17 protein-coding genes are annotated in these 21474 nt (G+C 73.6%); 5 read left to right on the top strand and 12 right to left on the bottom strand.

Annotated elements, in window-relative coordinates:
- Positions 1-34: 34 nt before the first annotated feature.
- The 3 genes from ACO06A_RS00820 to ACO06A_RS00810 all read left to right on the top strand — a co-directional run bounded on the left by ACO06A_RS00820 (position 35) and on the right by ACO06A_RS00810 (position 4122).
- Positions 35-1972 (top strand): glycosyl hydrolase 53 family protein, encoded by a 1938-nt coding sequence (locus tag ACO06A_RS00820; protein ID WP_421734278.1) that lies wholly within the window; start codon positions 35-37, stop codon positions 1970-1972.
- Between the two features lie 145 nt (positions 1973-2117).
- Positions 2118-2636, top strand: coding sequence for a peptide-methionine (S)-S-oxide reductase MsrA (msrA, locus tag ACO06A_RS00815; protein WP_421734277.1), 519 nt, complete (start codon positions 2118-2120; stop codon positions 2634-2636).
- 217 nt (positions 2637-2853) lie between these two features.
- Positions 2854-4122: a M15 family metallopeptidase gene (locus ACO06A_RS00810; RefSeq protein WP_421734276.1), complete on the top strand. Its 1269-nt coding sequence runs from the start codon at positions 2854-2856 to the stop codon at positions 4120-4122.
- 77 nt (positions 4123-4199) lie between these two features.
- Here the strand turns inward: ACO06A_RS00810 and ACO06A_RS00805 are convergent, their stop codons facing one another.
- Positions 4200-5237: a hypothetical protein gene (locus ACO06A_RS00805; RefSeq protein ID WP_421734275.1), complete on the bottom strand. Its 1038-nt coding sequence runs from the start codon at positions 5235-5237 to the stop codon at positions 4200-4202.
- A gap of 451 nt (positions 5238-5688) precedes the next feature.
- On the opposite strand from ACO06A_RS00805, the gene ACO06A_RS00800 reads away from it, so the two are divergent.
- The gene (locus tag ACO06A_RS00800) at positions 5689-7914 is read left to right on the top strand and encodes a DUF4214 domain-containing protein (protein WP_421734274.1); all 2226 of its coding nucleotides are present in this window, start codon (positions 5689-5691) and stop codon (positions 7912-7914) included.
- 132 nt (positions 7915-8046) lie between these two features.
- Positions 8047-10842: a BTAD domain-containing putative transcriptional regulator gene (locus ACO06A_RS00795; protein WP_421734273.1), complete on the top strand. Its 2796-nt coding sequence runs from the start codon at positions 8047-8049 to the stop codon at positions 10840-10842.
- On the opposite strand, the gene ACO06A_RS00790 is transcribed toward ACO06A_RS00795, so the two are convergent.
- From ACO06A_RS00790 to ACO06A_RS00740, 11 genes are read right to left on the bottom strand one after another with little or no spacing between them, the layout of a single operon-like run.
- Complete coding sequence (locus tag ACO06A_RS00790; RefSeq protein WP_421734272.1) at positions 10769-11887, bottom strand: NADase-type glycan-binding domain-containing protein; 1119 nt, start codon at positions 11885-11887, stop codon at positions 10769-10771. The genes ACO06A_RS00795 and ACO06A_RS00790 overlap by 74 nt on opposite strands.
- Positions 11884-12414: a phage tail protein gene (locus tag ACO06A_RS00785; protein WP_421734271.1), complete on the bottom strand. Its 531-nt coding sequence runs from the start codon at positions 12412-12414 to the stop codon at positions 11884-11886. Before ACO06A_RS00785 ends, ACO06A_RS00790 begins: the two co-directional genes overlap by 4 nt.
- 10 nt (positions 12415-12424) lie before the next feature.
- Positions 12425-14368, bottom strand: a complete 1944-nt coding sequence (locus ACO06A_RS00780) for a putative baseplate assembly protein (RefSeq protein ID WP_421734270.1) — start codon at positions 14366-14368, stop codon at positions 12425-12427.
- A gap of 1 nt (position 14369) precedes the next feature.
- Positions 14370-14789, bottom strand: a complete 420-nt coding sequence (locus ACO06A_RS00775; protein WP_421734269.1) for a GPW/gp25 family protein — start codon at positions 14787-14789, stop codon at positions 14370-14372.
- Positions 14790-14813: 24 nt separating this feature from the next.
- Complete coding sequence (locus ACO06A_RS00770; protein ID WP_421734268.1) at positions 14814-16649, bottom strand: VgrG-related protein; 1836 nt, start codon at positions 16647-16649, stop codon at positions 14814-14816.
- A complete protein-coding gene (locus ACO06A_RS00765) occupies positions 16636-17496 on the bottom strand; it encodes a LysM peptidoglycan-binding domain-containing protein (protein WP_421734267.1) in 861 nt (286 codons plus the stop codon). The genes ACO06A_RS00770 and ACO06A_RS00765 overlap by 14 nt, the downstream gene beginning before the upstream one ends.
- Positions 17497-17503: 7 nt before the next feature.
- Positions 17504-17956 carry a phage tail protein gene (locus ACO06A_RS00760; protein ID WP_421734266.1) on the bottom strand — a complete coding sequence of 151 codons (453 nt, stop codon included), beginning with the start codon at positions 17954-17956 and terminating at the stop codon, positions 17504-17506.
- A 22-nt stretch (positions 17957-17978) separates the two neighbouring features.
- Positions 17979-20402: a hypothetical protein gene (locus tag ACO06A_RS00755; RefSeq protein WP_421734265.1), complete on the bottom strand. Its 2424-nt coding sequence runs from the start codon at positions 20400-20402 to the stop codon at positions 17979-17981.
- A 1-nt stretch (position 20403) separates the two neighbouring features.
- Positions 20404-20562 carry a DUF6760 family protein gene (locus ACO06A_RS00750; protein ID WP_421734264.1) on the bottom strand — a complete coding sequence of 53 codons (159 nt, stop codon included), beginning with the start codon at positions 20560-20562 and terminating at the stop codon, positions 20404-20406.
- A complete protein-coding gene (locus ACO06A_RS00745; protein ID WP_421734263.1) occupies positions 20559-21011 on the bottom strand; it encodes a hypothetical protein in 453 nt (150 codons plus the stop codon). Before ACO06A_RS00745 ends, ACO06A_RS00750 begins: the two co-directional genes overlap by 4 nt.
- Positions 21011-21460, bottom strand: coding sequence for a phage tail protein (locus ACO06A_RS00740; protein WP_175346648.1), 450 nt, complete (start codon positions 21458-21460; stop codon positions 21011-21013). The genes ACO06A_RS00745 and ACO06A_RS00740 overlap by 1 nt, the downstream gene beginning before the upstream one ends.
- Between the last annotated feature and the right edge of the window lie 14 nt (positions 21461-21474).

Genomic DNA, 21474 nt, shown 5'->3' with positions numbered 1-21474 from the left:
GCACGTGCACACTCCGATGAGACAAGGATGTCCCATGCAGCCGATCAGCCGCCGCCGAACCTCCATGCTCGCCCTCCTCGCCGCGGGCGCCCTCGTCCTCGGCAGTGCGGGCCCCGCCCCGGCCGAGGAACCCGACGGCCTGGTCACCTTCGCACCCGTGCGCAGCAACCTGGCCGCGAAGGCCTGGGTCACGGTGAGCGCCACCGCCGCGCAGGCTCTCGCGGGACTCGCCGTCGACGGCGACCCGACGACCGCGTGGACGGTGCAGAGCAGGGCTGGCAAGGGCCGGCAGTCCCTCGTGCTCGACCTCGGCGGGGCGTACGACAACATCCGGAAGGTCGGTCTCGTCTTCCCCGACGCGCACGGCACCTACCAGTACGTGGTCGAGTCCTCCGCCGACGGTCACCGGTGGAAGACCCTCGTCGACCGCAAGAGGAACACGCAGGCGGGTCGGGGCGAGGAGCACCTCGTCGCGCGCCCGGGGATCGCCTTCCTGCGCGTCACGATCACCGACGTGTCCCCGGGCGCCGTCGCCGGCATCAGCGAGCTGTCCGTGTGGAACTACCTGCGCGACGACGTCGTGCTGGGCGCGGACATCTCCTACGCCGACCAGAACGACGCACAGGGCCTGACCTACGTCGTGGACGAGGGCGCGGCGCCGGTGCCGATCCTCGAGGCGGCGGCCGACGCCGGCATGGAGTACGTCCGGCTGCGCGTGTTCAACGACCCGCGTGACGAGCGGTCGGGGGAGTACCTCGAGCCCGCGTACCAGAGCCCGGAGCGCACCCTCGACGTCGCGCGCAAGGTCGTCGATCAGGGCATGGGCCTGGGCATCGACCTGCACTACGCCGACTCGTGGGCCGACCCGAGCAAGCAGGCGAAGCCCACCGCGTGGCGCGAGCTGCCCTTCGACGAGCTGACGCAGGCGGTCTACGACTACACCTACGCGACCATCGACGCGCTCGTCGCCCAGGGCACCACGCCCGACAAGGTCGCCGTGGGCAACGAGCTCATCAACGGGTTCATGTGGGGGAGCGAGCGTCCGCAGCCCTGGTTCGACGACTCGGTCTGGTGCGGCACGTGCTTCTTCAACCACGACCCGTCGTTCGTCTCGCAGCCCGGCGGCGCCCTGCTCTGGGACTACTGGGGCTCGGACGACCCGGCCGAGCAGGCCGCCTACGACGCCGCCTGGGACCGGTTCACCACCCTCCAGGCGTCGGGCATCAAGGCCGTCCGGGACGTCGCAGCGGCCCACGGCGAGGACATCCAGGTCGAGACCCACGCGATCATCGACAACGGGAAGGTCGACAAGACGCTCGAGTTCTGGGACCAGTTCCTCACCCGGCTGAACGCCAAGGGCCAGGACATCGACGTCATCGCGCACTCCTACTACCCCGAGTGGCACGGGACGCCCGAGCACTACGAGGCGAACCTGCACCAGGTCGCCGCGGCGCACCCGGGCTACGCCATGGAGATCGCCGAGACGTCGCACCAGTCGAACGACTGGGACGGCCTCCCGGTCCCGAACTCGCCCTACCCCAAGACGGCGGAGGGCGCCGGCCTCTTCCTCCAGGACGTCTTCCGGATCGCGAACGACCTGCCCGGCAACCGCGGCGCCGGCGTCCTGGTCTGGGAGCCCGCCAACTGGCAGGAGATGATCGACTGGTCGAACAGTGCGTGGCCGGTGCTCACGTTCCACGAGACGATCGAGGTCTACGAGGCCAGCGACGCCGAGTTCGTGGTCGCCGACACCGTCTACCGGACGGTCCGCACGTCGAGCCCGCTCAGGCTGCCGGCCACCGTCGAGGTCCTCGACTCCGACGGCACGCGCCACGCGGTGCCCGTGACCTGGGACGCGGTCCCGGCCCGCGCCCCGTCCAGCCCTGGACAGGTCGTCTTCGGCGGCACCACGGTCGAGCACGGTCCGGTGACCGCGGTCGTCGACGTCGTCCGGAGATCGCTCGCCCACTGAGCGCTCGCGCCTGACGCACGGCACCGGCGGTGGCCCCTCGCGGTCACCGCCGGTGCCGTGTCGGCTTCCGCCTCGGTTGCGCCGCAGCGCACTGCGGGGTCAAGATCGCCCGACGGCGTCAGCCGTCCCATGAAGGAGGTCGCAGATGGCCACGACGGAGACGGCGATCCTCGCCGGAGGGTGCTTCTGGGGTGCGCAACAGCTGCTGCGCCGCCGCCCGGGAGTGGTCTCCACGCGCGTCGGGTACTCGGGCGGCGACACCCCGAACGCCACCTATCGCCACCACGGCGACCACGCCGAGGCCGTGGAGATCGTCTTCGATCCCGAGCAGATCTCCTACCGGGACCTGCTGGAGTTCTTCTTCCAGATCCATGACCCGTCGACGAAGGACCAGCAGGGCAACGACATCGGCCGCAGCTACCGGTCGGCGATCTTCTTCACCTCCGACGAGCAGCGTCGCGTCGCGCTCGACACGATCGCGGACGTCGACGCGTCGGGGCTCTGGCCCGGCAAGGTCGTCACCGAGGTCGAGCCGGCCGGTGAGTTCTGGGAGGCCGAGGAGGAGCACCAGGACTACCTGGAGAAGCTCCCGCACGGATACACCTGCCACTACGTGCGCCCGGGCTGGCGGCTCCCGCACCGCGACGAGCAGCGGGTCGGGTAGCGCCCGAGATGCGCACAATCTGGTGAGTCGTGCGCCCGGCGGCGGCCCGAGTCCCCCCGTCTGGCGGGTCGACGGACGCGGTGCTGCGGTGGGATCGTCGGACGACGCATCGCGGAGGACACCAGTGCTCGGACCACGACGGACGACCCAGAGTCGTCATTCGGCGCGCCCGCGGCAGGGTCGGCGGCCGTGGGAGTCGGTCGCGATCCTCGCGTCGATGGCGTTCCTGACGGCGGTCCTGGCCGCGCCCCCCATCGACGCGTCCCACTCCGTCGACGTCGCCCAGGCGTCGTCGCGCGCCGGGACGCACCTCGCGCGGCAGCCGACCGGACCGGCGCACACGCAGGCCCTGACGCGGCTCGACGACCGCGTCGCGGCGGTGGAGGCGGCGACCGCCACGCTCGTCGGCCACCCGCTGGTCGACACCACGGAGGCCGCCTCGCGGACGCTGTTCCGTCCCGACCTCGTCGACGCCGATGCCGCTCCCGTGACGTCGGGGCTGACCGTCGAGAAGCTCCCGGACCGGGTCCTGGACGCGCGCCAGCAGGTGGCCTCGGGCGATGTCGCCGCCGCGGCGCTCGTGGTCGAAGGGGTTGAGACCGACGTCCTGCTGGTCGCGCTCGACCTCGTCGACCAGTCGGCGCAGAACGCCGCGATGACCCGCCTCCTGGTCGCCGCCGACCCGCAGGTCGCCGTGCTCGACGCAGCCGTCGGTGCCACCCACGCCGCCGCCGAGGTCCGGGACGTCGTCGCGGCTGCCACCTCCGCCGTCCAGGCCCGGGACGCCGCGGCCGGCATCACGGTGGCGGCGCAGCAGATCGCGGTGACCGGGGACGAGGAGGCCAAGGCGGCGGTCGCCAAGGTGCAGGAGCAGGCCCGGTCGACCGACGGCTACACCAACGGGTCCATCCCGCTGAAGGTGCTCTGCGCGGTCGCGTTCGCGCCGAGCCAGCACCTGCGCTGCGACGCGGCGGAGGCGCTCGCGCGGCTGAACGCGGCCTATCGCGCCGACTTCGGCCGCGACCTGAAGATCACGGGCTCCTACCGCACGCTCGAGGAGCAGATCAGCACCCGGGCGGCCAAGGGGACCATGGCCGCGGTGCCCGGCACGTCCAACCACGGCTGGGGCCTGGCGATCGACCTCGACCAGGTCAGCGGCTACCGGTCCGCGCAGTACGTCTGGCTCAAGGCCAACGCGATGACCTACGGCTGGCACCACCCGACCTACATGGACGAGGGCGGCCGCGGACCCCACGAGCCGTGGCACTGGGAGTTCGGCACGTCGGACGACGCCGGCACCGGCACCTCGGTGCCGATCACCGTGGGCGTCGCTGCGCCCACCACCCCGCCCGTGACCTCGCCTGCCCCGCCCGTCGTCGAGCAGCCCAGCGTCGCTCCGGCCGAGCCGGTGCCGACCCCGAGCGCCACGCCGACCCCGACGCCGAGCAGCAGCCCGACCGCGTCCGCGGAGCCGCCCGTCCCGTGACGCGGCCCTGGTCGCCGCGCATCTCCCACGGCGCGTGCCGACCAGACCGTCGGCCGCGGTGGAGCCTGTGCAGATGCCTATCGGTCCGGACTCGGCCTCGGGGTGGTGGATCGCACCGCGACCCCAGCGCGTCTGGCCGGTCGCGACGCGACTGCGGGACCGCCACGCTCGGCGGGGCGTTCGCCGTCCTCGTCGGGCCGGGCGACGAACAGCACCGACGGTGACGCGGAGCCTCCCGCCTGCGACTCCTTCGTCGGCATGGCGTCGACCAGCGACTCCGCCTTCTTGTCCAGCACGGAGGTCAGCACCTGCTGTGCGAAACCGAAGAGCAGCGCGTAGGCCAGGATCTGATCCTGCGAGTCCAGAAGAGTGAGACCTGGTACGAACTGACCGCGGATGGCGACGATGCCCAGGATCGCCGTGACAGCACCGAGCGGAACCTTGAGCCACGCGAGGGCGACGGGGACGTCGTACGCGCCGGTCGAGCCACCCAGCTTGCGGATCGACAACGTCGCGGCGACCGTTCCGCCGAGGAGACCGAGAAGCGCGACGACGAGGACGTCGCTCGGGCGGGGCTCGGGCACGGCGCTCGCGGTCGGGCAGTTCAGGAGCTCGTCGTCGCCCGTTGCCGCCGCTGCCTCGACCGTGTCGCCGGCCGGGAAGCACAGCGGGACGTCGGAGGGGTTCGCGTTGATGTAGAGCACGGCGGCCCCGGTCAGCAGGATCACGACGATCGCCGCGCTCAAGACGATGTTCCGGAAGTTGCGGAGGCGTGCGTGCTGCATGTCCAGCGCCTCGTAGCCGTCCTCCATCAGCTTGCGCAGCCAGGCGCGCCGGTCGCTCAGCGGCAATGCGTACAGATTGTGCTGGGTCACGCGGCGAGGGTCGTCGACATGAAGCGTCGCGTGGATGCGCGCCACAGCGCCGGGGACCTCGGCATCCACCTCCTCGTCCGTCATCAGGTCCACCATCTGCGCGCGCGCGGAGTGGAGGTTGCGGTACGCCTGCTCGACGAGGGCGCCGCGCCACCAGTTCACGAGCCGACTGGGGACGGGATCGCGCCGATGCGCGGCTCTGACGGCACGGCCGATGAGATCCCGCACGCCGTCCGCCACGATCCGCTGCTCGTTGGCGGGGAGCTGACCCCGCGCCACGGCGGGCCCGTCGCCGAAGGACTGCCGCTCCACCGTCGCACGCTCCGTGGCGACGTCGACCCGGAGCCACAACGCACGCAGCTCCGAGTCGACGTGCGGAACCCAGATGCGTTTGCGCGGCTTCTGCCCGTCGATCGACCGCCACGGGAACGGCACGGCCGCCGGCCTGTCCTCCGCCGTCGTGCTCATCGACTCCTCCTGCGCGCCGCCGCTCTGCGAAGGTGACGCCCCTTCTCTGAGTCGATGGTGGCAGCGGCGTCTCACCGCCACCGCGACCTTTCGGGCACCCCTTCGGGAACGGCGCCAGCAGCGGGCGAGCGCAGGGGAGTGCCGGAGTGCCCCCGAAAGGCTCAAGTCGGGCGTGGCCGACACCGATGTTTCAGGCAAGTCACCCAAGTTCCTCGGAGGATCCGTGTCCGTGCTCACCCTGCCGTCTCGACTCGGTCTGCCGGCCGCGGCGCTCGTCGCCGCCGGCGCGGTCGCGCTCATCGGCGCCGTGCCGACCTCGGCCGGTGCGACGGCCCCCAGCACCGCTCAGAGCGCCGTCGGGCTCGTCGTCCCTGTCGGGACCCTGTCAGTGGGCTGGACCTTCAACGGCTCGGGCTACTGGCTCACCGCGACCTCGAACACGGTCGACGTCGCGCAGTGGACCTACCAGCTAGAGGGCGGGCCGGTGTCCACCGTGCTGGGGACCGACGCGCGGCACATGACCGCCTACCTCGGCATCCCGAGCGACGGGACCTACGACGCGACGATCTGGGCGCGGAACGCGGGCGGAGAGCTGCTCGGCACCGCGACGGTGGTCGTCACCGTCGCGACCCCGGAGGGCTTTGTCGAGCACCTCGACTCCGGAGGCGGCTTCTACGACGGCGCCGTGGAGTTCGGGTTCGGCGCCAACTACTCGGACGTCGCGCGGTGGACCTATCAGATCGACGCCGGTCCCGGCGTGGAGTTCGCGGCGACCGACGCGCGGAACGCGACCGTGCGACTGACGTCGCCTCCTGCCGGGGATCACACCCTGACTGTCCGCGCGTGGGACGACGCGGGCGCGCTGGTCGGGATCGGGGCCTGGGACTTCGACACGGAGGTGCCGCCCGCGGGCGCCGAGGTGCTGCACTCGTGGTACTCCAACTGGCCCGACGACCACCACTACGAGCTCGGCTACACGGCGCTGCACTCGGACGTGGCGCAGTGGTCCTACCAGCTCGACGGCGGCCCTGTGACGGTGTTCCCCGGCAGCGCGCTGCGCGAGGCCGTCCTGAAGCTGGCGCTCGCCGACGGCGACCACACCGTCGTCGTCCGGGCCCGTGACGGCGGGGGCAGCATCGTCGGCGTCAAGACCTGGAGCCTCGCGGTCGGGACGCCCTGGATCGGGGTCTCGATCCTCGACTCCGGCGGCGGCGCGGCGGAGAACGGCTGGGAGTTCGGCTTCGAGGCGAACAACGCCGACATCGCGCACTGGTCCTACCAGCTCGACGACGGTGCGGTCACCGCGATGGAGGCCACCGACGCCCGCCACGCCGGCGTCGTGCTGCCCGACGTGGAGGCGGGGGAGCACACGTTGTTCGCGTGGGCCCGCACCGCGCGGGGCGAGCTGGTGGGCATCTCCGGCTGGAACTTCACCGCCGGCGCCCCGGCTCCGCTGCTCGTTGCTCTCGGGTACGGCGGTGGCCCGATCACCTGCGTGGGCGGTCGCCTCGTGGGTGCCGAGTTCGGGTGGGGGTACGACTCGATCCTCGGGGCGCCCGGCACGCCGGAGCAGCAGGAGCAGCAGTCGCGCGACGGCATCGAGTCGGTGAGCTTGACGCAGGGCGGTCACCCGGTGACCGGCGTCCACGACCTGGCCGCGGGTGACCTGGTCGTGAAGGTCGTCGTGCGGGACGGCTATCAGTACGACCCCTCGCGCCTCGGCGCCACGACGACCGTGAACGGGAACGTCGTCACGATCGTCTGGAGCATCCCGCCGTACGCCGGGCAGTGTGCCCCCGTCGTCGTCCCGACGCCGCCCGCGCCGGTGCTGGACCCGGTCCAGGCCTATGTCACGAAGGTCTACAGCGACCTCTTCGGGCGGACCCCCGACCCCGTGGGACTCACCAGCTGGTCGGCGAGCCTGCGGACGGGGACGCCCTACGGCCAGGTGGCCAACGGGATCACGTACTCCGACGAGTACCGCGGGCGGATGATCGCGGAGGCGTACGCGACGTACCTCGACCGTGCGCCCGATCCGGCGGGTGCCGCCAGCTGGCTGTCCGCCATGCGCTCCGGTCTGCACATCGAGCAGATGCAGGCCGGCTTCATCTCGTCGCCCGAGTACTACGCCCGGGGAGGCGGCACCGACACGGGGTGGATCGTCCGGCTGTACGGAAAGGTGCTGGGCCGCGCCCCCGCGGCCAGCGAGATCGCGTTCTGGCAGGGTCGGCTCAACGCCGGCGCCAGTCGGGAGTCGGTCGCCCGTGGGTTCCTGTACTCCGACGAGCACCTGACGAGCGTCGTCGACGGCTACTACGGCAAGCTCCTCCGGCGGAGCATCGACGCCACGGGCCGTCAGACGTGGGTCAGCGCGATCCAGCGTGGAGCGCGCGACGAGGAGATCATCGCGTCGATCGTCGCGAGCGCGGAGTACCGCTCGAAGGTGTGACGGTCTCGCCCTGGCTGTCCGGTGTTCGCCGTTTCGCCCGGTAATGCCCTCGTCTCGGGGGTGGATTGCTGGGACGATCGACGTGGTGCTCGGTCGGCGTGCCGTGCACCGCCCAGGGGGGGCGAGGCTGCGATGGCGCAGGGGATCGAGGCCGTCGCCGCTGCCGTGATCGGGTCGGGCGTGCCGGCTGCGCGGCGGGGCGTCGTTCGGCGTGCGCTCATGAGCGCGCTCGACGACGTGCTGGACGCGGGGACGGGCATCGTCGTCGGACCTCGCGGGTCGGGGAAGACGACGGTGCTGGCGCAGTGGGCGACCGCGTGCGGGCTCCCGGTCGTGTGGGCGCGCTGCACGCGCGCGGGGATCTCGGTGCGGTCAGGCGCCCGGGCCGTGACTCTCACACCGACCGAGGTCAGCGGAGTGCTGAGGTCCTGCGCCGGGCCGACCCTGCTGGTGCTCGACGACGTGCACGAGCTCCTGGGCGCCGGTGCCGCTGCCGAGCTGGAGCAGCTGCTGCTCACGTCGGCACCGTCCGTCCACGTCGTGATGGGGACGCGACGCCAACCCACGTTCACGCTCGCCCGTTCCGAGATCGACCCGCCGGTCGTGGTCACCGGGGCGGACCTGCGGATGCGCACGTGGGAGGTGGACCGGCTGTTCCGCGACGTGTACGGCCACCCGCTGACGACCGACGACGTGGAGACGCTCACCCACGAGACGGAGGGGTGGGCCGCCGCGGTCCACCTGTTCCAGCGCGCGACCGACGGGCTGCTCCCGGCCGACCGCCGCCGGGCCGTCCGGTCCATGCGCGGCGACCCGTACTACGCGCGCGACTACCTCGTCGGTGAGGTGCTGGCGGAGCTGGACCGGCCCCTGGTCGAGCTGCTGCACCGGGGTTCCGTGTTCGACGAGCTCACCGCGGACCGCTGCGACGCCCTGACCAGGGCGATCGGCGGGGCCGACGACGCCCCGCCGGCGACCCGGCTGCTGCGCGAGCTGGAGTGCACGTGGTCGCTGGCGAGCACAGAGGACGGTGTGCACTACCGGTTGCCGCGGGTGCTGCACCAGCACCTGCGGGCCGCGCACGCCGAGCACCTGGGCGCCTCCGCACGGGTCTGGCACGACCGCGCGCAAGCCGTCCTCGCCGACGAGCCGCCGCCGCGCACCGCCGCCGGACGCGCTGCGACGTGGGCTGAGTTCGACGGGATCGAGGAACTCGTCGACGGGCACGAGTGGGTCGGGCTGGTCCGTGCCGCCCTCCGCCGCGACCCGGCAGCGCAGGCGGAGCAGGCCCGCCGGCTCGGGGGGACCGGCGGGGCGCTCGCGGAGGGCCTGTGCCTGCTGCTCGCGGGACGGCAGCACGAGGCCGCGGCACCGCTGCGTCGGGCGGCCGCGGATCCCGACGGTCCGCGGCCGCTGGTGCTGGGTGCCGCGCTCGCCGAGGCCGCGCTGGCCGGCGGCCGTCTGGGTGCGGTGCTGCGCACGATCGACCGGGTGCAGGCGGAGGCCGACCGGCAGGGGCTGACCTGGCTGGCTCGGCTGGCGCACGGGCTCATCGTCGGGCTCGACGGCACGGGTGCTGCTCGTGCGCAGTCCCGCGCGTTCGCCGCCGACCGGCAGTCGGACCACGACGCCTGGGGGTCCGCGCTGATCCTCACGTGGTCGGCGCTGGCCGGGCTCTCGCTGGGCGCGGCCGAGCCGGACGCGTGGGAGGAGCTGGTGCGACGGTGGCAGGCGCTCGACGCGGCGGTGCCCGCGGCGTGGGCCCGCGCGTGCTACGCGGTCACGGCTGCCGCTCAGCAGCTCCCGGACGCGGGGCAGGACGCTCGGGTGGCAGAGGCAGTGGCCCGAGCGGCCGGCGTCCCGGGTGCCCTCGCCTACGCGTACGCCGCGCTGGCGGCCACCGACCCCGAGGACGGTGGCGAGCTTGCTGCGCTGGCCGAGTCGTCCGGGCTCGAGACGGGCGTCGACATGCGGCCGGTCCGGGCCGTCGGGCTGTGCGGGGGCCGGGCGCCGGTCCGACTGACGCACGCGCGCGCGTCGGCCGTCCCGACGCCGACCGGTCCCCGAGTCGTGCCCGGTACGGCCGGGACGGAGGACCGGGCACCCGAGCTGCAGGTCCGCTGCCTCGGGGAGTTCCGCGTGGCCGTCGACGGCTCGGCGGTGGACCTGTCCGGGGTGCGGCCCCGGGCCCGCAGCGCGCTGCGCATGCTCGCCCTGCACGCCGGCCGGCCCGTGCACCGTGAGCAGCTGGCCGAGGCGCTGTGGTCCGAGCTCGACCCCCGGGCGGCGATGCACAACCTGCACGTCAGCATCTCGGCGGTGCGCCGGGCGCTCGAGCCGCAGGTGCCGACGCGCTCCAGCCGGCTGGTCGTCCGCGACGGTGAGGCGTACACGCTGGTGCTGCGGCCGGGGTCCGGGTGCGACGTCGACGAGCTGGAGCGCGCCGTCCGTGGCTCGGCGCGGCGACGTGCGGCGCAGGAGTGGGATGCCGCGGCGGACGAGCTGGGGCGGGTGCTCGACCTCTACGGCGGGGACCTGCTCCCGGAGGACGGGCCGGCCGAGTGGGTGGTCGGGCCGCGCGCCCGCCTCCGCCTGATGGTGGCCGACGCCGCCGCCGACCTGGCGCAGCTGGAGCTCGACCGCGGACGACCGGAGCAGGCGATCGCGGCGGCGGCGCGCAGCATCGAGCTCGACGAGTGCCGCGACCACGCCTGGCGCCTGCTCGTGGCCGCCTACACGGCGTCGGGGGACGCGGCCGCGGCGCACCGGGCGACCTCCGGCTACCGGGCGATGCTCGACGCGCTCGGCATCCCGACCGTCGCGCCCGTCCCGGCCCTCGCGCCGTCCGCCGACGTCACGGCCGGCCGCGGAACTCCACCTCGGCGATCGCCACGTACGTCTCCGGTGTCGCCCGGTACGTGGAGCTGATCGTCAGGCGCACCGCGACGACGTCGTCGATGCCGACGGCAGCGCTCTGGAGCCCCACACGGTCGGCGAGGGGGATCTCGACCACCTGTTGCGTGCCGGCGGCGGTGACGGCCGTCAGCGTGAGCACCTGGGGGCTCGAACCCGTCAGGTACTCCTTCTCGACGGTCGACGCGCCGGCGTGGACGATCACGCGGGTCAGCCGGAACGGCTGCGCGAACGGCAGGTCGAGGTACTGGCCCACACCGTCGCCGGGGTCCGCCGGGCTCCAGGCCAGGTTCGTCGCACCGTCCCTCGCCTGCGAGGCCGGGCGGTCGGCGCGCGCGCTCGACGCGACGACGTCGGTCGGGTTCACCGCGACGTTGCCCTGCACCCGGTCGATCACGATGATGCGGGCGCGCTCGATCTCGGGCCGGAAGGTGAGTCCCAGGGCGACGAGTGCGCCGAGCACGACCACCGCGACGACCGGGCGCGTCGGGAAGCGTCGTCGGCGCAGCGTCGGGCGGTAGCCGGCGACCGGGCCGTGCGTGGGCTCGGGCCGCCACAGCCTGCTCCACCACGACCGGCGCGCCTGGACCCGCGCGTCGGCGAGGCTCGCTCCGCAGCGCCGGCAGAACTTGCGGGTGTCGGAGTTGCCGGCGCCGCAGGTCCCGCACACCAGGTCGCCGGGGGAGGGCTCGGACTCGCCGAGCACGGGCGGTCGTGCCGTAGGTGCCGGCTTGGGCACGCCGGGTCGGACGGCGGCGGGTTGCTGCGGCCGGGCCTCAGGGGGCGCGGGCGGTGGTGTCGCGAGCAGCGCTGCGGCCGCGACGGGCGCGTCCTGCGATCCGGCCTCGCGGCGACCCGCGGGCGCGGTGTCGTCCGGGAGAGCGATGCCGTTCGGGAGAGCGGCGGGCGGGGGCTCGCTCGTCGGCTCCTCGGACGGGGCAGCCTCGGGTCCCGACGCCGGCTCCGGCGTCCCGGCGTCCCACACGAGGTACGCGCCGCACACGCCGCAGAACTGCTCGTCGTCCTTGGTGGCACTGCCGCACTGCGGGCAGACGATCACGGCTCCTCCTGGACGATGTCGAGGGTGAACGGGACGTGCGCCGCACCGACCGCGGCGATGACGCGCTCGATGCGCCGCCGGTCGACCTCGCCCCGGGCGGTCACCCGCACCTGGAGCGCCGGCTCCGCCGACCCCGGGATCGGGCCGTGGGGAGCCGCCGACCACGCGCAGCCGCCGTTGTCGCGCACCTGCACGTCGCCCTCGACGACCAGCCGCACGGCCTCCGCGACCCCTCGCGCCGTGCCTCGCCAGCGGTGCACGGACGCGGCGTGCGCGACGATCTCGCGGCGCCGCTCGGTCGTCCACGTGTCGTCCGGCTCGATCCCTACCCAGCCGCACAGCCACTCGAGGAAGTCGGCCGGCGCGAGGTGCGGGTCGACGTAGCAGGCCAGCGCGTCGAGCGTGAGGTAGACGGGTGCGAGGGCGTCGTCGAACGCCCCCGTGAACCGGTGCAGCAGGTCGTCCTCCTGGAGCACTGCGGGCAGCCGGGAGCTCACCGGGACCGGCGACGTCAGACCCTCGACCATGCCGCGCACGTCAGGGCTCCAGGACCCGGACCTGGTGGCGGAACGAGAAGACCAGCGCGTGCGCGTCGAGGTCGATGCGCTGGAGGGGCTCGCCGCGGCGTCCGGTCAGGGGATCGGCCGCGAACAGCTTGACGTCCTCGACGAGCTCGGTGCCGGGCAGTCGCTGGAGCACCGCGTAGACCTCGCCGGCCTGGACCGGGCGACCGAACGGCCACCCGACGCCGTCGGGGCCTCCCCGGAGGGGGTCGAAGTAGCGGTTCAGTGCGCGGACGGCCTCGGCCTGGAGCAGCGGCACCGAGGCCCGGGGACGCGGGGTGATGCGCGCCACGACGGTCACGCCCTGGTAGAACGGCGGCTCGACGCTCACGCGCGCACCGACGGGGCGGCGGTCGTCGAGGTGCTCCGCGATCGCGGCGAGCTGGGCGGGGTCCGGGACGAGCTCCTCGAAACGGAGGGCGCCGTCGGCGTCGGCAACCGCGGCGGGCACGACGAGCACGCGCACGCCGCCCGCGTCCGCGCCGTCCCCTGCCGCGACGCACCGCACGCGGGCGACACCGGTCACCGCGGCGCGCGCGAGCTCCTCGTAGTCCTCGGCGGTGACGGCCCGGTCCCGGACGCGGAGCGCGAGCGGCCCGCGCTCCTTGGCCTCCTCGATGGTCTCCGCCGCGACGCCGCCGGACGCAGGTCGGCGGTTGGAGACCCGGTCGACGAAGGGCACCGTCCCACGCAGCACCTGCACGGTGCCGGCCGCGACGTTGCCGCCCGGACCACCTCCGGTCCGGTAGCGCGGCACGCGCAGGGGCGCTCCCTTCGGCGGCACGGCACCGTACGCGCGCAACGTCCCGTCCGGCTCCCGGACGGCGGGCGCCAGCTGGACCTCTCCCGCGGCCCGGTCGACCACGAGCACCTGGTCCTGCTCGTCGTGCCCGGCGAACGAGTCGACCTCGGTCCAGATGTCCCACCCGGACCCGGCCGCGACCTCCAGCGTGAGCGGGGGGCCCGCGACCACCGGCCGGTGCTCGAGCGGGAACACCTGCCCGTGCACGCCCTCGGACAGCCCGATCACCTCGTCGGCCACCGTCTCGGCGTGCACCGCGGCCACCGTGCCCCCGATCGTGAACGCGCTCGCCTCCCGGACGGTCGGGGACGCGCTGTACGGCGAGTAGTCGTCGTCGGGGACCACCACGCGGCAGCGCAGCCAGCCCGCGCGCCGGTCCGCCAGCACGGACGCCGTGTGCGACGCCGGCACGTGCAGCACGACGTCGCCCGGGCGGTTCAGCCCGCCCGTGCCGTCGCTGTCCACCTCGCACTCCACCCAGCCGTGCCCGTCCCACGCCTCCCAGACGAGCGGCGGGTGCCGCGGGTCGACGCCGACGCCCTGCACGTCCGAGTCGAACCGCAGGACGACCACGCACGACGGGGCGCTGTCGTCGAGCCCGAGCAGCAGCACGTCACCGAGCTGCGGCTGGTCGGCGAACACGGGGAACGGCTGGCGGAAGCCCAGCTGCTCGTCGTGCCCGACCGGTTCACCGCCTGACCGCTGCGTCAGCAGGTGCGCGAGGTGCCGCGGCGGCACGTGCAGCTCCACGGTGGTGGTGAAGACCACGGCCTCGTCGCGCTCCGAGTGCGCCGTCGCCACCTCCGTCCCCTCCGGCACGACGACCGTCTCGGGCTGAGGGGCGGACAGCCACATCGTGACGTCCGCGATCGCCGCAGCCGCGGGGTGCAGCCGCACGCCGAGCAGCTCGAGGAACGCCACGTACAGCCGGTCGGGCACCCGGTTCAGGCGGTAGAAGAGCTCGTCGGTCATGAACGCGACCGTCTCGATGAGGGTCACGCCGGGGTCGGACACGTTGTGGTCGGTCCACTCGGGGCAGCGGCGCTGCACCATCCGCTTCGCGTCGTCGACGAGGTCCTGGAAGCGGCGGTCGTCGAGGTTCGGTGTGGGCAGCACGTCAGGCTCCGATGCTCGTCGCGGGGCGCTCGTCGGGGATCGTGTAGAACGGGAAGACGAGGTTGCGCGGGTCGTTCGTGCCCCGCAGCGCGTAGTGCACGTCGATGTACAGCACTCCGCGCTCCACCTCGTCGTACCGCACCGTGACGTCGCGCAGCTCGATGCGCGGCTCCCAGCGGTCGAGCGCGACGCGCACCGCGTACGCGACCGCCCCCGCGGTGGAGGAGTCGGCGGGCGCGAACACGTAGTCGTGCACCGCGCAGCCGAACTCGGGCCGCATGGGTCGCTCGCCCGGTGACGTCGCGAGGATCAGGCGGATGCTCTCCTCGATCTCGCGCCCCTCGCGGGACAGGGCGATGCGCCCGGTCGCGTCCGTGCGCACGGGGAAGGCCCAGCCGGCCCCGACGAACTCCTGTCCCACGTCGTCGCTCCTTCCCGCCGTCGCTCAGTTGATCTTGACGATCGCGCCGCGGATGGTGGTCGTCGCGCTCGCGGAGAGCTCCGCGGTCGCGGTCGCGGCCACCTTGACGTTCGGCGCGGAGACCTCGGCGCTCGCCGTGCCGTTGACCGTGACCTTCGGGGCCTTCAGCGCGATCGACGACGTGCCCTCCAGCACCAGGTCGGTCCCCTTGACGGTGACCTTGCCGGAGGGGGTGCTCACCTCGATGTCCTTCTGTGCGGTGACCTGCACGTTCTTCTTGGCGGTCACCGTCACCGGGCCCTCGGAGATGATCTCGATGCTGGCGTCCGGCTTCTGCACGAGCCGGACCTTCTGCGCGCCGCCGTTGGTGCTGAGCACCAGCTCCTCGCCGTCGGGCTTCTCCAGGTGCTCGACGCGCATCCCCGTGCGGGAGACGAACACGCGGCGCTGCACCTTGCCGTCGTTGGCGTTGACCTGGTCCGGCTCGGGGGTGTCCTTGCCGTTGTAGAGCCCACCGAGGACGAACGGGTGCCCCATCTCCCCGTTGCCGAACGCGACGAGCACCTCGTCGCCGACCTCCGGCAGCAGGGCGGTGCCGCGGCCGGCGCCCGCGCCCGGGGCGACCGTCCGCGCCCACCCGCTCTCGTACTGGTCGGAGTGCACGGGGAGCTTGACCTTCACCCGGCCGAGATTCTGGGGGTCCTTGATGTCGGTGACCACCGCGCTGAGCACGCCCGGAGTCGCAGCCGGACGTCCCGCGCCGACGACCGAACCGTAGAGCGACCGCTCGGACGCACCGGCCACGGTGAACGACGTGACGTACCCGGTGTCGGCGGTGAACTCGTGCCGCACGGCGCTCAGGGTGTAGCGACCGTCGAACGGGCTGCCCATCCCGCGCAGCGTGACCGGCTCGCCGGCCCGCATCGCGGGGTTGCCGTGCGCCGCGCCCTCCAGCTCGGCGAACCCGGCGGCGATCCGGTCGGCGAGGGCCTTGGCGCGTGCGTCGCACTGTCCCTGGTCCGCCACCGACGGTGCCGGCTGCACGTAGCGGGGGCTGGCGAAGGAGGTCGCCAGCGTGGCGGGGTCCGCATCGGCCAGCGTCACGGTCGTCGTGGCCGCCGGAGCGACGGCCACGACCGCCCTCTTCTGCGCGACGTCCCAGCCCCGCACCTCGACCTCCGGCACCTGCCCGGCCGCCGTGACGGTCGAGCGCAGCCACTGCACGTTGACGCCCTTCTCCAGCACCAGCGGGTTCGTGCGCGCCCCGTCGCCACCCGTGGGCGCGGTGGACGCCTGCGCCGGACGCGTGAAGTCCAGGGCGCCCTCGACCACCCGGACGACGGCCCCCCGCTGCGCGGCCAGCGACGCCAGGAAGTCCCAGTCGTTGACGTTCTCCTGCACCGTGTGCTCGAGCACGCCGCCGCCCGTGTTGCACGCGCCCTCCTTCAGACCGGCACGCTTGGCCACCTTGCGCGCGATCTCGTCGGCGGTCATGTTCCGGTACGCCTCGATGCGACGGCCGCGGAACAGCCGGTGCGACCGGTCCAGCCCCCGCACCACGGTGTGGAAGCCGTCCGCGTCGAGCTCCGCCTCGAGGGCCGTGACCTCGCCGTCCAGCAGCGGCGCGGGTCCACCGGGGCCGCTGTTCTGCACCCGCAGCCGGACCTTGGCACCGATGGTGAGCTTCCCCTTGGCCAGGACGATCGCGTGCTCGTCGCTGAAGCGCAGCACGAACATGTCCGGCACGTTCCGACTGCTGTCCACCGACCCGCTGACCAGCAGCGCCATCACGTCGACGGGCAGCGGCGAGCCCTCCACCTCCACCAGCAGGGACGCGCTGTGCTCCTCACCGTGGGACACCGGCCACCTCCTGACCGCGTGACGGCACCGGCACCGGGAGGCCCGGGACCGGGAGCCGGCTGCGCGCCGACGGGGAGGCGGGCCGCACGAGCTCCTCGGCGGTCGGCAGCAGCAGGCGCTGCCCCGGCCGCAGGCGGGACGGGTCGTCGACCTTGTTCACGTCGGCGACGGCCCGCCACAGGGACGCGTCGCCGTACTCCGCGTACGCGATCCCGGCCAGCGAGTCACCGTGCACGACGACGTGCTCTCGGTAGGGCACCCGGCCGCCGGACGTGGGGTTGGTGCCGGGCGGCTCGCCGGCGAGCTCCTGGAGCACCACGGTGCACACGGCGCGCACGGGCAGGCCGGCGGGGGTGAAGAGCGTGTACTTCGCCTGCACGCTCTCGATGTACCCCATGAAGCCCGTGACCCCGCCCCAGCGCAGCTGGACCCACGGCGGCGAGTCCTTCTTCTGCCCGTGCGAGGCGTCGGTCGGCACGCAGCACGTGAAGAGCCGCTCGACCGTCTTCACCACGTAGTCGTCCTGCGTGCGTCCCGGTGCGAAGAACACCGACGCGTCCAGGAACATCTCGAGCGTCATCTTGGACGGCTGCGGTCCCTGGTACTGCGGCGGGCTCGCCTTCTTGCTGCCCTTCGTCGTCGGCCGCGTCCACTTGGCCGACTTGCTGAGCGTGAGCTCCTTCGGGTTGAACTGGAAGTCGACCGTGCCGATGAGGTCGCCTGGCTTGTCCAGGGAGCCGTCCTTCGAGGGTTCGTGCAGCTCGAGCATCGCCTTCTTCAGCGAGCCTTGCGAGCCGCTCGCAGCGGTGGCAGCTCCGGCGTCGAGCCCGGTGGGTGTGCCGCTCATGGGTCGCTCACCACCCCGCGCCGTCGTGGAAGCCGTGGTGCGCGAGCTCCAGCGTCTCGGTGGCCACCTTGGCGTTCTCGGACGTCAGCGACGGACCGGTCCAGCGCACCGGAACCACCCCCTGGAGGTTCCACGTCACGATCTCCTGCCCGGACGTCGACTGGGCGGTGATGGTGGCCGTCGTCGCGACGAGCCCCTGGCTCACCTTGGCGAGCCAGCGCGCGACGTCTCCGGTGCCCTCGCCGAGCGGCCGCGACAGCTTCACGTTGGGGTACTTGAGCCGCGTGGGGAGCTGCCAGACGCCCGTGTTGAACCCGCCCTCCTCGCGGCTCTCGAGCACGACCTCCACTCCCAGCCCCTCGCACGAGCTGAAGTTGCCGAGGCTCTCGCCGTCGACCTTCACGAGGTAGGACACGCCGACAGCGGTGTTGACGTCCTCGAGCACCTTCACCTCAGCCATGGTGTGTCTCCCGTCGTCCCGGTCACAGGTCCACGCGTACGCCGCGGCGCTCGCGGTCGACCAGCAGCTGTCCTCGCACGCGACGCAGCAGCGGCGGCGTCAGGCGCCGGGCGAGCTCGTCGAGGTCGGCGGCCGACGCGGACGCGAACGGGGAGGTGGATCCGCCGCCCGGGCCAGGTGTCGACGCCTGCTCCGGGGGCGTGGCCGCCTGGACCGTCGGCGGGTCGGTGAGGGTCTGCACGGCGGCGTCGTCCGTGCTCTCGTCGGTCTCGAACGTGGAGTGCCCTGTCGTCCGCTGGACGGGGTGGGCCGGCACCGCGACGACCGCGTCGACGCGCTGCACGGGTAGGGGCGGTATCGGCACACGCTGCACCGGCATCGGGGCGCCGGCCGCGGAACTCGGCGGGGGCGTCACGACCGGATGGATGTGGGGGGTGCTCGGCATCGCGGCGGCGGACGGGACAGGCGCGACGAGCGCGTGCGACGACACCGGCACGGGTGCGACGTCGGCGCGCTGGACGACCGTGGACCGGGACGGCGAGACGGGCGCCGGGCGACCGGCGTGGGGGGCGAGCGTCCAGGGCGGTCGTGGGGAGCTGGCGAGCAGGGGTGCACGGGCGACCGACAGCAGGGGAGCGCGCTGCACGGCCGGCGTGCCGGGCCGAGACGGGTCGCTCGTCGCGGGGGGCGGGTCGGTGGGCAGGGGCATCGCCTCAAGGAGCTCGGTGGGTGCCTCGCCGAGGCCGGGCGCGCCTTCGGCCCGGGGAGGGGCGACCGCGCGGCCGGCCACCGGCGCCTGAGCAGGGGAGCGCTGGACGACGGGCGCAGCAGTCGGGTTCAGAGGGCTGACCGACGACGGCAGGCTCGAGCGCTGGACGACGGGCGCAGCAGCCGGGCTCGGCGGGCTGGTCGACGACGGCACGCCCGAGCGCTGGAGCAGCGGCGCGGTCTCCAGGGCGGCATCGTCGGGAGCTGGGGACGGGCCGCTCACGGGTCGGACGGGAGGCGCCGTCGTCGGGATCGTCGGGCTGGCCGGCGCGCCGGCACGCCGGACCGGTGGCGCGACGCTCGGCAGCGTGCCGCTGACCGGAGGCGAGTCGATGCTCGCGCGCTGAACCAGCGGCGGGACCGCGGGGCTCGTCCTCGGGTGGCCCGGGTGCGGTTCCGCAGGGGAGTGGAGCGGACCCGACGGAGCCGGCAGCTCGCCGACTCGGTGCTCGCCGACTCGGTGCTCGCCCGCTCGGTGAGTGGTCTCCCGGGCGACGACCGGCGGCGCGGGCACGGCGGAGGGGATCGCGACGGGAGCGTCACCGGTGGACCGTGGTCCCTCTCCGTGGGGGAGTGCCGTCATCAGGTCGACCAGCGTGCCCGTGGTCGGGGTCGGGTCCGGAGCTGGCGACGCAGCAGAAGCGGCGGGCTGGTCGGGCAGGTCGACCGGGGGCTCGGCCTCGGGCGGCGACGACTCGGTCGGTGCGGTGTCCGAGGGATCCGTCGAGCGCTGCACGAGGGGCAGGTCGGCCCGCGGTGCGACGGCCGGCTCGGCCGCAGCACGCGTCGGGCGCTCGTGCGCAGGCTCCACCGAGTCGTTCCGGGCGGTGGACGTCTCCTCGCCCGCCCGCAACGGTGCGCCGAGCCCGATGCGCCGCTGGACTGTCGGGGGTGTGGGTGGGGTGTGGTGGGGGGCCCGTCCCGCGGGCCGGGCCGGCAGCTCCACGAACGTCGCGCCGTCCTCGGAGCCCGCGCGGTCCGCCGCGGGTGTCGCCGGGACGAGCGGGGTCGTCGAACGCTGGACCGCCGGGCTGGCCGGCACGCCGACGGCCGCCGACGGCATCGGCAGCTCACCGCCCGGGGTCGACGGGATCGGGACGCCACCCACCACCGACGGGTTCGACACGTCGCCGTCGGGGGCCGACAGGATCGGGACGTCACTGACCGGGGCCGGCCACTCCGAAGCTCCCAGGCCCTCACCGTCCGCCGCCGCTTCCTCCGGGTCGACGTCGGGGGGCGGAACCACGGGCACCGCGTGCAGCGGGGGGACGTCGGCCGGAGGCGCGCCGAGGCCCACCAGGGTGCCCGCGGACCGCCGCTGCACCGCCACGGCGGGCCACCCGAGAGTCGGTCGGGGGGTGGGCGGCACGAGCGCCAGGTCGACGTCCGACGACCGCGTGGTGGGCGTGGCCAAGCGGCGGCCGTCGCCGTCGAGCACCCCGGACGGAGCGTCCGGGCTCACGACGTGCGACAACGGGCCGGTGAGCATCGGCTGCGCCCGGGTGGGCAGCGCGTCCACGAAGGCCATCGGCGCGCTCGTCAGCTCGGTGTCGCCCACGGTGCGCTGGAGAGGCGGCAGGAAGGCCCACCCGGCCCGCGACTCGGCGGGCGGACCTGCGGCACGCTGCACGGTCGGCGCACCCGGCGCGGGCCGTGCCCGCTGCCACGGCCAGCGCATCTCAGCGCTCCTCGGTCGTCCGGCGGTTGATCGCCGCGATCTCCTGCACGTAGCGCAGGCGCTGGGGGTGCTCGAGGTCCAGGATCGCGTCGAGCGACCAGTGGAAGTGGTAGGCGACGTACGCGACCTCCTGGTGGATCCGTTCGGGCGCGTACGTCACGATTCCCCCAGGCGCCCACCGGAGAGGTCGACGTCGAACCGGTGCGCGCAGGACGGGCAGGTCACCGCGGCGCGGGTGTGCCCCTCGGCGTTGATCCGGCGGTACAGGTCCTGGAGGAACGCCACGTCCGACGCGAACATGTTCTCCACGACGCTCGAGGAGACCGCGGTCAGCGACCCGAGTGACGTGATCACGCGGCTGAGCAGCACGACGGTGGTGAACGCCGGGTTCTCCTGCACCCGCGCGTCGTACAGGGGGAGCAGCTCGTCCCGCGCCGTGGCCAGCCGCATGGTGCCGGCGCGGTGCAGCACCCCGTCGGCATCCAGGTAGCCCCGCGGAAGCAGGAAGTCGAACTCGGTGCGCAGCGCCTCGCGCCGCGGCGGGCGGCCGTCGGGCTGCTCGTCGACGGCCTGCTCGTCGAGGGCGAGCGGGAGCGAGGAGCGTCGCATCAGGCGAACTCCATCTCGTCCCAGCAGACCGTGAACGTCTCCGACAGCGGCTCGGTGGACCCGGCCTTCAGGGTGCCTCCGAGCTCGACGTCCTTGACCCAGACGTTGCGGAAGTTCATCCGCTTCAGGATCTGGTTGTCGGACGTGTAGATGGCCACCTCGGCGGTCTTGCGGGCCTCGGAGAGCTTGCCCTCGAACACCGCCTTGAGCCAGTCGGTCACCGTCGTCGAGTCGGTGAGGCCGCGCTTGACCTTGAACTCGCCGGCCTTCTGGCGCCCCATCATCTGGCGCGTGACGAACTTTCCGTCCTGCCCCTGCTGCTGGAAGGTCACCTTGTCGACCTCGGCCTTCAGGCCGCTGACCTCCATGACGTGCGGGATCTGGATGCCGTCGATCTTCACGCTGAACGCGTACGCGGTCGCGAGGTCGAAGTCGTCGGGGAGCGCCATGTCTCAGTCACCAT

This window comes from Cellulomonas sp. (genome assembly GCF_965229465.1).
Lineage (GTDB): Bacteria > Actinomycetota > Actinomycetes > Actinomycetales > Cellulomonadaceae > Cellulomonas.
The sequence above is the reverse complement of the archived record's forward strand: the minus strand, read 5'-3'. Positions and strand labels throughout refer to the sequence as shown.